This is a genomic window from Salipiger sp. 1_MG-2023 (genome assembly GCF_030547555.1).
In the GTDB taxonomy this organism is placed as follows: domain Bacteria; phylum Pseudomonadota; class Alphaproteobacteria; order Rhodobacterales; family Rhodobacteraceae; genus Salipiger.
Genome location: NZ_JAUOQN010000007.1, coordinates 86,334 through 99,486, shown reverse-complemented (window position 1 = coordinate 99,486; position 13,153 = coordinate 86,334). Strand labels below are relative to the sequence as shown.

Here is a 13,153-nt window from a genome sequence, read left to right as displayed (position 1 = left end):
GCCTCGCCCTTAGTGAGCAACAGCCCCGGTTGCCTTGCCCTCGGCCTTGGCGGCAAGCGCGGCCGCGGCCTCTTCGGCCTCTTCATCCCATTCGATCGGCTCTGGCGTGCCCACCAGCGCGATCTTCAGCACCTCGGAGACGTGCTTGACCGGGATGATTTCCAGCCCTTCCTTCACGTTGTCGGGCAGCTCGGCCAGATCCTTTTCGTTCTCTTCAGGGATGAGAACGGTCTTGATCCCACCGCGCAGCGCCGCCAGCAGCTTTTCCTTCAGCCCGCCGATGGCCGAGGCATTGCCGCGCAGCGTCACTTCGCCGGTCATCGCGATATCCTTGCGCACCGGAAGCCCGGTCAGCACCGACACGATCGCCGTCACCATCGCCAGACCGGCCGAGGGGCCATCCTTGGGCGTCGCGCCATCGGGCACGTGCACGTGGATGTCCATCTTGTCGAAGCGCGGCGGCTTGACCCCGATCTGCGGCGCGATGGAGCGGGTATACGAAGACGCGGCCTCGATGCTTTCCTTCATCACGTCGCCAAGTTTGCCGGTGGTCTTCATCCGGCCCTTGCCGGGCAGCTTCAGCGCCTCGATATGCAGCAGATCGCCGCCGACCGAGGTATAGGCAAGCCCGGTCACCACCCCGACCTGGTTCTCATCTTCGGCGAGACCATAGCGGAACTTTTTCACACCAAGGAATTCGTCGATGTTGTCAGAGCTTACATCGACCCGTTCGGCTTCCTTCTTGACGATCTTGGTCACGGATTTCCGCGCCAGCCGCGCGATTTCGCGTTCAAGGTTCCGCACCCCCGCCTCGCGGGTGTAATAGCGGATGATGTCGGTCAGCGCGCCATCGGAGACCGAAAATTCGCCCTTCTTCAAACCATGCGCCTTCACCTCTTTATCCAGAAGGTGACGCTTGGCGATTTCAAGCTTCTCGTCCTCGGTGTAGCCCGACAGCGGAATGATCTCCATCCGGTCAAGCAGCGGCCCGGGCATGTTGTAGCTGTTCGACGTGGTCACGAACATCACGTTGCTCAGGTCGTATTCCACCTCGAGATAGTGATCGACGAAGGTGCTGTTCTGCTCGGGATCGAGCACTTCAAGCATCGCCGAGGCCGGATCGCCACGGAAGTCCTGCCCCATCTTGTCGATCTCGTCGAGCAGGATAAGCGGATTGGTGGTTTTCGCCTTCTTCAGCGCCTGAATGATCTTGCCCGGCATCGAACCGATGTAGGTGCGGCGGTGGCCGCGGATCTCGGATTCATCGCGCACACCGCCAAGCGAGATGCGGATGAACTCGCGCCCGGTGGCCTTGGCCATCGACTTGCCAAGGCTGGTCTTGCCGACGCCCGGAGGACCGACAAGGCACAGGATCGGCCCGCGCAGCTTTTGCGAACGCGCCTGCACGGCGAGATATTCGACGATGCGTTCCTTGACCTTTTCAAGGCTGTAGTGGTCGTGATCGAGGATCTCCTGCGCACGGCCAAGATCCTTTTTCACGCGGGATTTGGTGCCCCACGGGATCGACAGCATCCAGTCGAGATAATTGCGCACCACCGTCGCCTCGGCAGACATCGGCGACATGTTGCGCAGCTTCTTCAGCTCGCCCTCGGCCTTTTCGCGGGCCTCGTCGGACAGCTTGGTTTCGGCAATGCGCGCCTCCAGCTCGGCGACCTCGTTCTGGCCATCCTCGCCGTCGCCAAGCTCCTTCTGAATGGCCTTCATCTGCTCATTCAGATAGTACTCGCGCTGGGTCTTCTCCATCTGCGACTTGACGCGGGTCTTGATCTTTTTCTCGACCTGCAGCACCGACAGCTCGCCCTGCATCAGGCCGTAGACCTTTTCCAACCGCTCGGACACCGGCAGCGTTTCCAGCAGATCCTGCTTCTGGTCGACCTCGATGCCAAGATGCCCGGACACCAGATCGGCCAGCTTTGCCGGCTCGCGGGTTTCCGACACGGCGGACAGCGCCTCTTCGGGGATGTTCTTCTTGGCCTTGGCGTAGCGTTCGAATTCCTCGGACACGGTGCGCAGCAGCGCCTCGATAGAGGCCGGATCGCCCGGCATCTCGTGCACGTATTCAGCCTTGGCCTCGAAGAAACTCTCGTTGGGCAGGTATTCGGTGATCTTGACGCGGCTTTGCCCCTCGACCAGCACCTTGACGGTGCCGTCGGGCAGCTTGAGCAATTGCAACACGTTGGCAAGCACGCCCGCGCGGTAGATGCCGGATTCCTCGGGGTCGTCGACCGCAGGGTCGATCTGGGCGGCAAGCAGGATCTGCTTGTCGTCGGCCATGACCTCTTCGAGTGCCTTCACGGATTTCTCGCGCCCGACGAACAGCGGCACGATCATGTGCGGGAACACGACAATATCCCGCAGCGGCAGCACAGGATAAGAAGAATTGAGTGCCTGTTGCATGAGCATTCCTTTGATTGGCAGGATGGGCCGGCCCCGGTCTTTCGGCAGCTACCGCCATCCCCTTAACACTGCGTTATTTGGGGCCGCCCCATCGAGAATTCAACTGCGGCCCGGGTTCAGGCCAGAATGACTGTGCGCGCCGCGGGGTGCAAGCGGCCTTTGCCCTGCAGGGCGATCCAAGCATGACTTTGGATCTGGGGAGATACATGCTATGGTTGCGTCATATTTGTATCAATTTCGTTATTCAGGAGAGGCCGATGAAACCCGTCATTGGACCAAAGCTTGTTTTCTCTCTGGCTGGTCTGGCGATTGCCGGGGGGGTGCTGTTCATGGCAGCCCTTGATGGATCGCCGCGCATGGCCGAGATCAAATCAGCGCTTCCGCCGCGACCTGCGGCCAGCGATGCTGACGTCGAGGCGATTGAAGAGCAGCTGCTCATCATGCCTAGCGATACCCAAGCCGCCAGCGCCAGCAGCACGCGTAAAAAGACCCAAGGCATCACCACCCTAAGCGCGTCCGAATTTCCCGGACCAGATATGGAACCCATGATGATGCCTGCCCCCGCAGGTGAGCCGACAACGGACGCGGCCCAGAGGGCAACGGTGATCAGCGCCAGCTATCTGTTCGCCGGGCCGAACGAGATCCCGCCGGACGGCTTTCTCGCCTATGGCATGTTGATCTTTACCACCCGGCCACAAGGCGATCTGGCAGTCCGAGGCCGCATGTTCTGTCAGGCCTTCGTCAATTCCATCCCACATACCAGCAACCTGTTCCGCGACCCGGAGCTGGAAGTGCCTGAGGTTGTGACGATCTGGCCGGTTCAGAGCGCCTTTGCCGCCAGCACCGCAAACACCGCGCCCGATACCGAGAAATGCGAGACCGCCGTGCCGTTCTACGGGCTGTCCGAAGCCTTGCGGCACCGCACCTTGGCTGAGCGCTCCGAGGGGTTTGAGCTGCCCGCCACCGCGGGGCCGTTCCTGATTGCATGGGCCCCCGGCGAGACCCGCGGCACGCCGCAGGCAAAACCGCTGCTAGCAGACCTAAGCGATGTGACCAACCCATCCGCCGCGCGCGAGGCCTTTGCCCGCTGGGTGCGACAGATCGAACGGCGCGAAGATTACTGGCTGGGGCTGCCCTGGCACGAACGCCTGCGGCGCACCCTGCGCAATGCCGCCGACACCAACGGACCGGCGATCCGTCAGGGCGTCGATTGGCTGCTGCGGGCTGGCAAGGAGGAGTCGGAAAATGCTTGAGAAACTGATCGCACTGACCCCCGCGACGATCCTGTCGGTGCTGTTCGCGCTGGCGATGCTGGTCTGGATCGCGCCCTTCACCCCCGAAGGGCGCATCACGGTGATTGTCGTGGCGCTGCTGCTGGGGCTGGTGGTGTTCCGCACGCTGATCGCACTGCTGCGACGCGCGCTGCCGTCAAGGCCGGGCGGCGAGGCTGGCGCGCAGCCCGCCGCCGACACCTGACGGCGCGGCGCTTAGCCCTCTGTACCGGGCTCGGTCTTGCGGGCCTCGGAGGCGGCTTTCATGCGCGCCAGAAGTTCGGCCTTGCTGGCTTTGCCGCCCTGGGCGTCCTTGCCCTTGGGCGTGCCCCGGGTCGGATCGAACCGGGGGGCGTTCTTGCTTGGCTTAGAGCCGCCGGATTTGCTGTAATCCATGGTCCGAATCCTTTACGAGGCGATTGGCAGATCCGCCTCATGCACAGAAACGCGGCCCGGAGCAAGCTTTGCTTTTCCGGGCCGCGCGGGTTTCATTAATACTCAGGCCGCCTCGTCCTCGAGCGTCGGGTAATCGGTGAACCCGCTCGCCCCGCCGCCGTAATAGCTTGCCTGATCGCCAGTGTTCAGCGGTGCGCGGCGTTGCAGTCGATCGACCAGATCAGGATTCGCGATGAACGGCCGTCCAAAGGCCACCAGATCGGCCGCGCCCGAGGTTACGGCCTCCTGCGCCATCTGCCGGTCATAGCCGTTGTTGGCCATGTAAAGACCATCGAACAGGGCGCGCAATGCGGTGAGGCTTTCGCCCTCGGCCAGCGCCCGCGGCCCGCCGGTGGCACCTTCGACCATGTGCAGATAAGCAAGGCCATAAGCGTTCAGCTTGGGCACCACATATTCGAAATCCGCCTGCGGATCTTCGTCGCTGATGCCATTGGCGGGCGAGAACGGCGACAGCCGCAGCCCGGTGCGCGCACCGCCGATTTCATCGGTCACCGCATCCAGCACGTCGAACAGGAATTTCGCCCGGTTCTCGATCGGGCCGCCCCAGTCGTCGGTGCGGGTGTTGGCGCCGGTCTTGAGGAACTGGTCGATCAGATAGCCGTTGGCCGCGTGCACCTCGACCCCGTCAAAGCCCGCCACCATCGCAAGGCGCGCCGCCTCGCGGTAATCGGCGATGGTCGCGGCGATCTCGTCTGCCTCAAGCGCGCGCGGCACCGAGGTTTCCTCGAATCCCGCCTTGGTAAAGGTCTTGCCCCCGGCAGCAATCGCCGACGGCGCGGCCGGCGCGGCCCCGCCCGGTTGCAAAGAAGTGTGCGAGATCCGCCCGACATGCCACAGCTGCACGACGATCTTGCCGCCCGCTTCGTGAACCGCATCGGTCACGGTGCGCCAGGCGGCGGCCTGCGCCTCGGTGTGGATGCCGGGGGTCTGGATATAGCCCTTGCCCACCGGCGAGATCTGCGTGGCCTCGGTGATGATCAGCCCCGCCCCGGCGCGCTGACGATAATATTCCACGTGCAGAGTGTTGACGCATCCGGTGTCGTCATCGGCGCGATTGCGGGTCAGCGGAGCCATGGCGATGCGGTTCGCCATCTGGATGGCGCCGGCCTTGATCGGCGTGAAAAGTGTTTCGGACATCGGGTATAGTCTCCGTTAGATCGAACATCGGCCCAAGCCGGGCCGTTGATGTTGCTCGAAGGTAGGCACGCTCTGGCAATCGGCAACGCCCGCCCGCCATGCATCAGCGCACAAGGGCGTGCGCATGTCCGCACGGCGGCGCAGTTACAGGCGTTCGATATCTCCCTCGGCGCGGCCCGCGTGAAACGCCGCCTCCCACGCGTCAAAGCTGCCCGCAGCGATGGCATCGCGCATGCCCTGCATGATCTGCTGGAAATAATGCAGGTTGTGCCATGTCAGCAGCATTCCGGCGATCATCTCGTGCGAGCGATAGACGTGATGCAGGTAGGCGCGCGAATAGCCGGTGCAGCACGGACAGGTGCAAGCCTCGTCCAGCGGGCGCGGATCCTCGGCATGGCGGGCGTTCTTGATGTTGACCACGCCGTGCCGGGTCCAGGCCTGCCCGGTGCGGCCAGAGCGGGTCGGCAGCACGCAATCCATCATGTCGATGCCGCGCTTGACCGCGCCGACGATATCATCGGGCTTGCCAACCCCCATCAGGTAGCGCGGCTTGTCCACCGGCAACTGGTCGGGCGCGAAATCGAGACAACCAAACATCGCCTCCTGCCCCTCGCCCACGGCCAGCCCGCCCACGGCGTAACCGTCAAAGCCGATGGCGCGCAGCGCTTCTGCGCTTTGGCCGCGCAGATCTTCTTCAAGCCCGCCCTGCTGGATGCCGAACAGCATGTGCCCCGGCCGGTCGCCAAACGCATCGCGCGAACGCTGCGCCCATCGCATCGACAGCTGCATGCTCTGCTCAAGGCGGGCGCGGTCGGCGGGCAGCGCCGGGCATTCATCAAAGGCCATGACGATGTCAGAGCCGAGCAGCTTCTGAATCTCCATCGACCTCTCGGGGCTGAGCATGTGGCGCGAGCCATCGACATGGCTGGCGAAACTCACGCCCTCTTCGGTGAGCTTGCGCAAGGATGCCAGCGACATCACCTGAAAGCCGCCCGAGTCGGTCAGGATCGGGCGATCCCAGTTCATGAAGCGGTGCAGCCCGCCCAATTTCGCCACCCGCTCGGCGCCGGGGCGCAGCATCAGGTGATAGGTGTTGCCCAGCAGGATATCGGCGCCGGTGGCGCGGACCTGCTCGGGCAGCATCGCCTTGACGGTGGCGGCGGTGCCGACCGGCATAAAGGCAGGGGTACGGATCTGGCCGCGCGGCGTATCGATGACGCCGGTGCGCGCCTTGCCGCAAGTGGCAGACAGGGTAAAGGACGTGGTGCTCATGATCCTGCTGTGCCTCAAAGCGGCGCGCTTGCCAAGCCTCACCTCTGGCGCAACAAAGCCCTGAGCATTAGAAATTTATAGGCAAGGTTCATCTTCTCGGTGCATCCTTGGTCAAACCCAGACTCAACCACAGGCCTTTGCAGATGTCCCTTCCCACGCCCCTTACCGCCGCGCTTGCCGCGATCGTCCTTGTTGCCGCCCCGCTGGCGCATGCAGATAGCCCGGCGCTGTCGAGCCAAGGCAACCAGCGTGCCCAGCCGATGCCCGTCTCCGGCCCCGCCGGGCAAATCTGGATCTCGCCCGAGGGTTGCGCCTATTCGCGCGCGCAGGCACCGGGATACGCGCCGACATGGCATCTGATCCTCAACGGTCACCTTGCCGGCGGCGTCGCCGCCAAGCGCAGCTGTCCCGGCATGATCGGCGACATCACGCCGGGCTGATGGGCCCGGCATCACCGCCATGACACCGCGCATCTGCCAGTGCCTCTGTGCCGCGCTGGAACTCAGACCATGAGCGACACCTCAAGACGTCCGACCTGGCCCGGCGGCATCAACGCCGTGCTGTCCCAGATGGAGGGGCGGCGCGATGCCATAGACTATGCGCCCGGCGAAGCCCCGCCCCCGCTCGATCTGGATCTGGCGCCATTGGCGACGCAGATCGTCGCCGACCCCGAGACAGACCCGCAGGAAGCCAAGCCCTGGCGCTCGTCCTATCATCGCAAGCGCCACGATCTGCGTAGCGAGCTGGCCGGGCAGAGCGAGCTGGTGTTTCTCAACGGGCTGCTTATCGCGCATCTGCGCAAACGCGAACATCCCCCCCATCTGCCCGCGCTGTTCCAGCGGCTCTGGCAGGAACAGGGCGCGCATCTGCTGGCCAATCTCGATCAGCGCTGGCTGGTGTCTGCGATCACCACATTTGGCGATCATGGCGCAACCTCGGTGCAACGCTCTGTCGGGCTGGCGCTGACGGTGCTGTTTGGCACCATGAAGCTTTACGAATCCGAACGGCTCTATTCCGGGCGCAAGGCTGATACGCCCTTTGCCTTGGATCGCAAGGCGGGCGGCGCGCTGCCGATGCAGATGGCGCCATATGCCATCGTCAACGGCGGGCTCGACGTCAACATGATCGGGCGGCTCTGGCGCGAGGCCGAGGGCGACGCGGTGATCCGCCCCCTCGCCCATCACCTGATCGACCTGCTGATCCATGACGAGCGCACGCTATTCCGCCGCTTGCAGACCATGCGGCGGCGCAAGGAAAAGCAGCTGCCGCCAAAGGCTGCCCCAAACGCCGCGCCGGTGCCCGCCACCGCAGCGGGGGTCACGGCGGGCACCCTGCGCTGGGGGCTGGTGAGCACGCAGCGCGGCGAGCTGTTGCAGATGGCGCGCTTTGCCGCGCATCATATCGAGCTGGGCGCGCAGACGCTGCATATCTACCTTGACGCCCCCGATGCGCAGAGCGCCGCGTTTCTGGCCCGGCATCCGGCGATCGAGGTCATCTGCTGCGATGAAAGCTGGTGGCAGGCCACCGGAAAACCCCGCCCCGATCAGCACCAGCTCCGGCAGGCCCACAACGCCACCCGCAGCCTGCGCGCCAGCGCGGGGCGGCTCGACTGGCTCGGCCATATCGATGTCGATGAATTCCTGCTGACAGGCAGCCCCGTCGCCGCCCAGCTTGCCAAGGTCTCGCCCACCAATGCCCTCGCCCGCATGGCCCCGATCGAAGCGCTGGCCCCCGATCACGGCCTGCCGCAGCATTTCAAGCGCAGCCATTACCACGCGGGCCAGCCCAAGGCGGTGCTGCAAGATATCTACCCGACCTTCGGGATGCATCTGTATGGCGGCTTCCTCAGCCATACCTCGGGCAAGGTCTTTGCCCGCCCCGGCATCAAGGACACCCGGCTAGGCATCCACACGCTGAAATACCGCGGCGAGGATGCATCGAACCGCGCCCGGCTGGGCGGCATCGATCTGGCCCATCTGCACGCGCCCAGCTGGGCGCAGTTTCGTGACCATCTGGCCTTTCGCCAGAGCCAAGGCTCGTACCGGGCGCGCTCCGAGCGGGTCGAGATGGGTCAGGCCGAGCTGCTGTCCTTCCTTGCCGAAGAGGAAGGCGAAGACGGCCTGCGCCTGCTGTTCGACGAGGTCTGCGCCGACTCTCCCGATCTGCGCGCCCGGCTTGCGGCGCATGGGATGCTGGTAAGCCATGTCTTTGACCCGGACGCCGCCGTCCGGCGTGTGTTCGGCGCGCTGCCATGAGCGTCACTTGGGGCACCGTCACCACCACCAATGCACCGCTGCCGCGCATTCTGGATTTCGCCGCATGGCATCTCGAGCTTGGGGCGCGGCGGGTGTACCTCTATCTTGACGAGGACATGCCCGAGGCGCAGGCGGTGCTGTCGGCCCACCCCAAGCTGCGGGTGTTTCGCACAGACGAGGCGTGGTGGGCCAAACGCGGCCGCCGCCCCGTCAAACATCAGGCCCGGCAAGGCGCCAACGCCCGCCACGCCAACAATCGCAAGCCCGAGGTGGACTGGCTCGCCCATATCGACACTGATGAATTCCTGCTGCCCGCCCGCCCGCTGGCGGAGCAGCTTGCCGCCCTGCCCCCTGACTGCCTCTGCGCAAGGGTTCGCCCCATCGAAGCGCTGGTTTCCGACGGGCCCGAGACGTTGTTCAAGGCCTGCCCACAGGACCAGCGCGCCCGTCAGGAGGCGGCGCAGGCCTGTTTTCCCACATGGGGGGCGCATCTGTCCGGCGGGTTCCTCAGCCATGTTGCCGGCAAGCTGCTGTTTCGCGCTGGCACGCCGGGGCTTCAGATCCGCATTCACAACGTCACGCTGGGCGATGTCGACAACCCCGGCATGGTTCGCCTTGCCGACACCGAGCTGGGCCATTTCCACGCCGGCGACTGGGCGCATTTCCTGTCGCTCTATCGCTTCCGTCTGGCGCAGGGTTCGTACAGATCCGAGCTGAAGCCGCAGGCGCGCACTCAGGGCGCGCTAAGCCTGCACGATCTTTTCGCGCTGATCGAGCAAAGCGGCGGCGAGGATGCCCTGCGCCGGTTCCACACCGAAGTCTGCACCGCCCGCCCCGAGTTGCTGACGCGTCTCGACGGGCTCGGCCTGCTGCGACGTCACCGCATGGGCCTGTCACAGCTGCGCGCCCGGCACTTCCCGGACGCAGCTTAGGCGAATCCAGATCGGACTCGATCAAAGATTCAGTCACGAAATCGCAAGACATCCGCCCATATCCTGCGAAGATGGCGCCGCAACCCCACGCTTTTCAGCGCAAATCAACGCTCTGATTGACCTTTGCCCGGTGATTCCGGTAAAAGCCGCGTCAACGGCAACGCGATTGCCGCTCAGGCAGGGCCAACCGGGCTCGATCCCATATCAGACGCGCGGGCCAAAGTTCTGTTGTCCGCACCCAAAATCGGACACACATGACGAAATTCAGCGATCTAAACCTGAACCCCAAGGTTCTCAAAGCCATCGAAGAAGCGGGCTATGAAACCCCGACGCCGATTCAGGCAGGGGCGATTCCCCATGCTCTCGAAGGGCGCGACGTGCTGGGAATCGCGCAGACCGGAACCGGCAAGACCGCCAGTTTCACCCTGCCGATGATCACCTCTCTGGCCCGTGGCCGCGCGCGCGCACGGATGCCGCGCAGCCTTGTGCTGTGCCCGACCCGCGAGCTGGCCGCGCAGGTGGCCGAAAATTTCGACACCTATGCCAAATATGTCAAGCTGACCAAGGCGCTGCTGATCGGCGGCGTCTCGTTCAAGGAGCAGGAGCAGTTGATCGACAAGGGTGTCGACGTGCTGATCGCCACTCCGGGCCGCCTGCTCGATCATTTCGAGCGCGGCAAGCTGATCCTCACCGACGTCAAGGTCATGGTGGTGGACGAGGCCGACCGGATGCTCGACATGGGGTTCATCCCCGACATCGAACGCATCTTCTCGCTCACGCCCTTCACCCGTCAGACGCTGTTCTTCTCGGCCACCATGGCCCCCGAGATCGAGCGCATCACCAACACCTTCCTGTCCAACCCCGAGCGGATCGAGGTTGCCCGTCAGGCCAGTGCCTCCGAGACCATCGAACAGGGTGCGGTGATCTTCAAGGCATCGCGTCGCGATCGTGAAGGATCGGAAAAGCGCGCGGTGCTGCGCAGTCTGATCGACCGCGAAGGCGAGGCCTGCACCAACGCGATCATCTTCTGCAACCGCAAGGTTGACGTGGATATCGTGGCGAAATCGCTCAAGACGCATGGCTATAACGCCGAGCCGATCCACGGCGATCTTGACCAGAGCCAGCGCACCCGCACGCTTGACGGGTTCCGCGACGGCTCGATCCGTCTGCTGATCGCATCGGATGTCGCCGCACGCGGGCTTGACGTGCCTTCGGTGAGCCATGTCTTCAACTTCGATGTCCCCGGCCACCCCGAGGATTACGTGCACCGTATCGGTCGCACCGGCCGCGCCGGGCGTCTTGGCAAGGCCCTGACCATCGTGTCGGGCCGCGACGAAAAGAACTTCGAGGCTGTCGAGAAATTGCTCCAAAAAGAGATCACACGCGTCGAGCTTCCCGGCTTCACCGGAACGGCACCCGAAGACGCCGCTCCCGAGGCTGCCGCGCCCGAGAAAAAGACCACCCGCTCGCGCCGCACGGAACGCACCGAGCGGGCCGAGCGTGCGGAACGTCCTGAGCGTGCGGAACGTCCTGAGCGGGCGGAACGTCCTGAGCGCACGGAACGTCCCGAACGGGCAGAGCGGCCTGAAAAGGCCCCTGTGCGCAGCCGGTCAGACCGCGGTGGACGTGGATCGGACCGCGATTCAAATGTGGTCGGAATGGGCGATCACATGCCGGAATTCATCGCGCTGAGCTTTGACCAACGCCGCGCCAGCTGAACGCACCCGCATCTTGCCATAAAGGCCCGGATCCAGCAGGATCCGGGCCTTTCGCGTCTGTGGGCACGTTTTGAAACAGGCCCGTAAAGCGCGCTCAACACAGCCATCCCTCTTGCCCTGCCCATTGAGAAGATCGCTTTCGAGACACTCCGGTAAGAAATCCTAAAAGGATATCGGCGAAATTCCTCTCATGCAGAATGATCAACGCCCCTCTCGGAATCGACGTGCCGTCCTGCGAATCGCCTGCGGCATCGACGTTATCGTCGAATTCGATCGTGGTTCGCAAATGCGCTGCCGCACGATCGACATTTCGATTTCCGGGGCGCAGCTGCGTTTCAAGGACCCCCCTTACAGGCGCGATGAATCGCTCGACAAGCTGATCATCCCGGGGGCCGGTATCTTCAGCATCACCAAACGCTGGGCGGATGGATACCGGGTCGGGGTGCGCTTTTCAGGCCCAGAGGAAGAAATGCGCCTGCTGTCGGATCTGGTCGAATATCTTGAAAAAATGCGCCAGGATCGTGCCGAGGGCTGATCGCGCCCTTGTACTGAAACAGAAACGGGGCGGGCAGTGATGCCCACCCCTTTTACAATGTCGCGCCTAGCGTTGGCTTAGTCGCGCAGCACTGCCATGCTGGATTCATCCCAGCCGATCCAGACCGGCGCCTCGCCCACCGACTGGCCGGTGTCCGCATCGACATAGGCGCGCAGCGTCGCGCCCTGCGCCTGTTCGACCATCAGATCAAGCGCCATCCGGCTGCCGAGGAAGGTCTTGCCGACGACCTTGCCCTGCACGGCATTGGTGCAATCCGGACGCGTGGCGTGAAAGCCAAGCCGTTCAAGCCGCACCGAGGCGGTGATCGGCGCGCCCGTCATAGGCACGCCGCCCGGCGCGTGGCCACGCAGGGTCTGGCCAAACCAGTCCATCACCACGGCGCCGCCGTCGGTGCCGCGCATTTCGCCGTTCAGCAGGTTGGTCTCGCCGATGAACTCGGCGACAAAGCGGGTCGCCGGGTGGAAATACAGCTCCTCGGGGGTGCCGTCCTGTTCGACCTTGCCCTTGTTCATCACCACGATGCGATCAGACATGGTCAGGGCTTCTTCCTGATCGTGGGTGACGAAGAAGAAGGTCTTGTTGGTGCGGCGCTGGATCGATTTCAGCTCTTGTTGCACCTGCCCGCGCAGCTTGGCATCAAGCGCGCCGAGCGGCTCGTCAAGCAGCAACAGCGCCGGATCGGGCGCCAGTGCCCGCGCCAGAGCCACCCGCTGACGCTGACCACCCGACAGCTGCGCCGGGTAGCGATCGCCATAGGAGTCCAGTTCGAGAAACGCCATGATCTCGTCCTGTCGCGCCCGGATCTGCGCCTTGCCAAGGCCCTTCAGTTCCAGACCGAAGCCGATGTTCTGGCGCACCGTCATATGCGGAAACAGCGCGTAATCCTGAAACACCATGTTGACGTTGCGCTTTTCGGGCGGGCGCTTGGTCACGTCGTCGCCGCGCAGCAGCACGCGGCCCGAGGACGGCGCTTCGAAGCCGCCGAGGATGCGCAGCGTCGTCGACTTGCCGCAGCCCGACGGGCCAAGGAAGGTGACGAATTCGCCCTGTGCGATATCGAGGTTCAGTTCCGACAGCGCGGTGGTGTCGCCGAACCGCTTGGTGATTTTGTCGAGGCGAACGAGAGGGTCAGCCATGG

12 protein-coding genes are annotated in these 13,153 nt (G+C 64.1%); 7 read left to right on the top strand and 5 right to left on the bottom strand.

Features of this window, described 5'->3' with window-relative positions:
* Positions 1-9: 9 nt before the first annotated feature.
* Positions 10-2,418, bottom strand: coding sequence for an endopeptidase La (gene lon / locus Q4543_RS05710; protein WP_303436810.1), 2,409 nt, complete (start codon positions 2,416-2,418; stop codon positions 10-12).
* Positions 2,419-2,675: 257 nt separating this feature from the next.
* Here lon and Q4543_RS05705 point away from each other — a divergent pair, with 257 nt between their 5' ends.
* The gene (locus tag Q4543_RS05705) at positions 2,676-3,671 is read left to right on the top strand and encodes a hypothetical protein (protein WP_303436809.1); all 996 of its coding nucleotides are present in this window, start codon (positions 2,676-2,678) and stop codon (positions 3,669-3,671) included.
* On the top strand, positions 3,664-3,894 hold the full coding sequence (locus Q4543_RS05700; protein ID WP_303436807.1) for a hypothetical protein: 231 nt from the start codon (positions 3,664-3,666) through the stop codon (positions 3,892-3,894). The genes Q4543_RS05705 and Q4543_RS05700 overlap by 8 nt, the downstream gene beginning before the upstream one ends.
* 11 nt (positions 3,895-3,905) lie before the next feature.
* Here Q4543_RS05700 and Q4543_RS05695 read toward each other — a convergent pair whose 3' ends face one another.
* The 3 genes from Q4543_RS05695 to tgt form a co-directional block, all read right to left on the bottom strand.
* The gene (locus Q4543_RS05695; protein ID WP_303436806.1) at positions 3,906-4,085 is read right to left on the bottom strand and encodes a hypothetical protein; all 180 of its coding nucleotides are present in this window, start codon (positions 4,083-4,085) and stop codon (positions 3,906-3,908) included.
* Between the two features lie 102 nt (positions 4,086-4,187).
* Positions 4,188-5,282, bottom strand: a complete 1,095-nt coding sequence (locus Q4543_RS05690; RefSeq protein WP_303436804.1) for an alkene reductase — start codon at positions 5,280-5,282, stop codon at positions 4,188-4,190.
* 144 nt (positions 5,283-5,426) lie between these two features.
* A complete protein-coding gene (tgt, locus tag Q4543_RS05685; RefSeq protein ID WP_216004051.1) occupies positions 5,427-6,554 on the bottom strand; it encodes a tRNA guanosine(34) transglycosylase Tgt in 1,128 nt (375 codons plus the stop codon).
* Between the two features lie 143 nt (positions 6,555-6,697).
* Between tgt and Q4543_RS05680 the strand changes: the two genes are divergently transcribed.
* From Q4543_RS05680 to Q4543_RS05660, 5 genes are all read left to right on the top strand, one after another.
* Entirely contained in the window at positions 6,698-6,994 is a 297-nt protein-coding gene (locus Q4543_RS05680; RefSeq protein ID WP_303436802.1) for a hypothetical protein, read from the top strand.
* A gap of 69 nt (positions 6,995-7,063) precedes the next feature.
* Positions 7,064-8,809, top strand: a complete 1,746-nt coding sequence (locus Q4543_RS05675; protein ID WP_303436801.1) for a glycosyltransferase family 2 protein — start codon at positions 7,064-7,066, stop codon at positions 8,807-8,809.
* The gene (locus Q4543_RS05670) at positions 8,806-9,741 is read left to right on the top strand and encodes a glycosyltransferase family 2 protein (RefSeq protein WP_303436800.1); all 936 of its coding nucleotides are present in this window, start codon (positions 8,806-8,808) and stop codon (positions 9,739-9,741) included. The genes Q4543_RS05675 and Q4543_RS05670 overlap by 4 nt, the downstream gene beginning before the upstream one ends.
* A 254-nt stretch (positions 9,742-9,995) precedes the next feature.
* Positions 9,996-11,459, top strand: a complete 1,464-nt coding sequence (locus Q4543_RS05665; protein ID WP_303436799.1) for a DEAD/DEAH box helicase — start codon at positions 9,996-9,998, stop codon at positions 11,457-11,459.
* 190 nt (positions 11,460-11,649) lie between these two features.
* The gene (locus Q4543_RS05660; RefSeq protein WP_303436798.1) at positions 11,650-11,994 is read left to right on the top strand and encodes a PilZ domain-containing protein; all 345 of its coding nucleotides are present in this window, start codon (positions 11,650-11,652) and stop codon (positions 11,992-11,994) included.
* 77 nt (positions 11,995-12,071) lie between these two features.
* Here Q4543_RS05660 and Q4543_RS05655 read toward each other — a convergent pair whose 3' ends face one another.
* Complete coding sequence (locus tag Q4543_RS05655) at positions 12,072-13,151, bottom strand: ABC transporter ATP-binding protein (protein WP_303436797.1); 1,080 nt, start codon at positions 13,149-13,151, stop codon at positions 12,072-12,074.
* Between the last annotated feature and the right edge of the window lie 2 nt (positions 13,152-13,153).

What these genes read in the sequence shown, in the direction of transcription:
- lon (WP_303436810.1), bottom strand. Translation starts at nt 2,418, where the DNA reads ATGCAACAGGCACTCAATTCTTCTTATCCTGTGCTGCCGCTGCGGGAT.
- Q4543_RS05705 (WP_303436809.1), top strand. Translation starts at nt 2,676, where the DNA reads ATGAAACCCGTCATTGGACCAAAGCTTGTTTTCTCTCTGGCTGGTCTG.
- Q4543_RS05700 (WP_303436807.1), top strand. Translation starts at nt 3,664, where the DNA reads ATGCTTGAGAAACTGATCGCACTGACCCCCGCGACGATCCTGTCGGTG.
- Q4543_RS05695 (WP_303436806.1), bottom strand. Translation starts at nt 4,085, where the DNA reads ATGGATTACAGCAAATCCGGCGGCTCTAAGCCAAGCAAGAACGCCCCC.
- Q4543_RS05690 (WP_303436804.1), bottom strand. Translation starts at nt 5,282, where the DNA reads ATGTCCGAAACACTTTTCACGCCGATCAAGGCCGGCGCCATCCAGATG.
- tgt (WP_216004051.1), bottom strand. Translation starts at nt 6,554, where the DNA reads ATGAGCACCACGTCCTTTACCCTGTCTGCCACTTGCGGCAAGGCGCGC.
- Q4543_RS05680 (WP_303436802.1), top strand. Translation starts at nt 6,698, where the DNA reads ATGTCCCTTCCCACGCCCCTTACCGCCGCGCTTGCCGCGATCGTCCTT.
- Q4543_RS05675 (WP_303436801.1), top strand. Translation starts at nt 7,064, where the DNA reads ATGAGCGACACCTCAAGACGTCCGACCTGGCCCGGCGGCATCAACGCC.
- Q4543_RS05670 (WP_303436800.1), top strand. Translation starts at nt 8,806, where the DNA reads ATGAGCGTCACTTGGGGCACCGTCACCACCACCAATGCACCGCTGCCG.
- Q4543_RS05665 (WP_303436799.1), top strand. Translation starts at nt 9,996, where the DNA reads ATGACGAAATTCAGCGATCTAAACCTGAACCCCAAGGTTCTCAAAGCC.
- Q4543_RS05660 (WP_303436798.1), top strand. Translation starts at nt 11,650, where the DNA reads ATGCAGAATGATCAACGCCCCTCTCGGAATCGACGTGCCGTCCTGCGA.
- Q4543_RS05655 (WP_303436797.1), bottom strand. Translation starts at nt 13,151, where the DNA reads ATGGCTGACCCTCTCGTTCGCCTCGACAAAATCACCAAGCGGTTCGGC.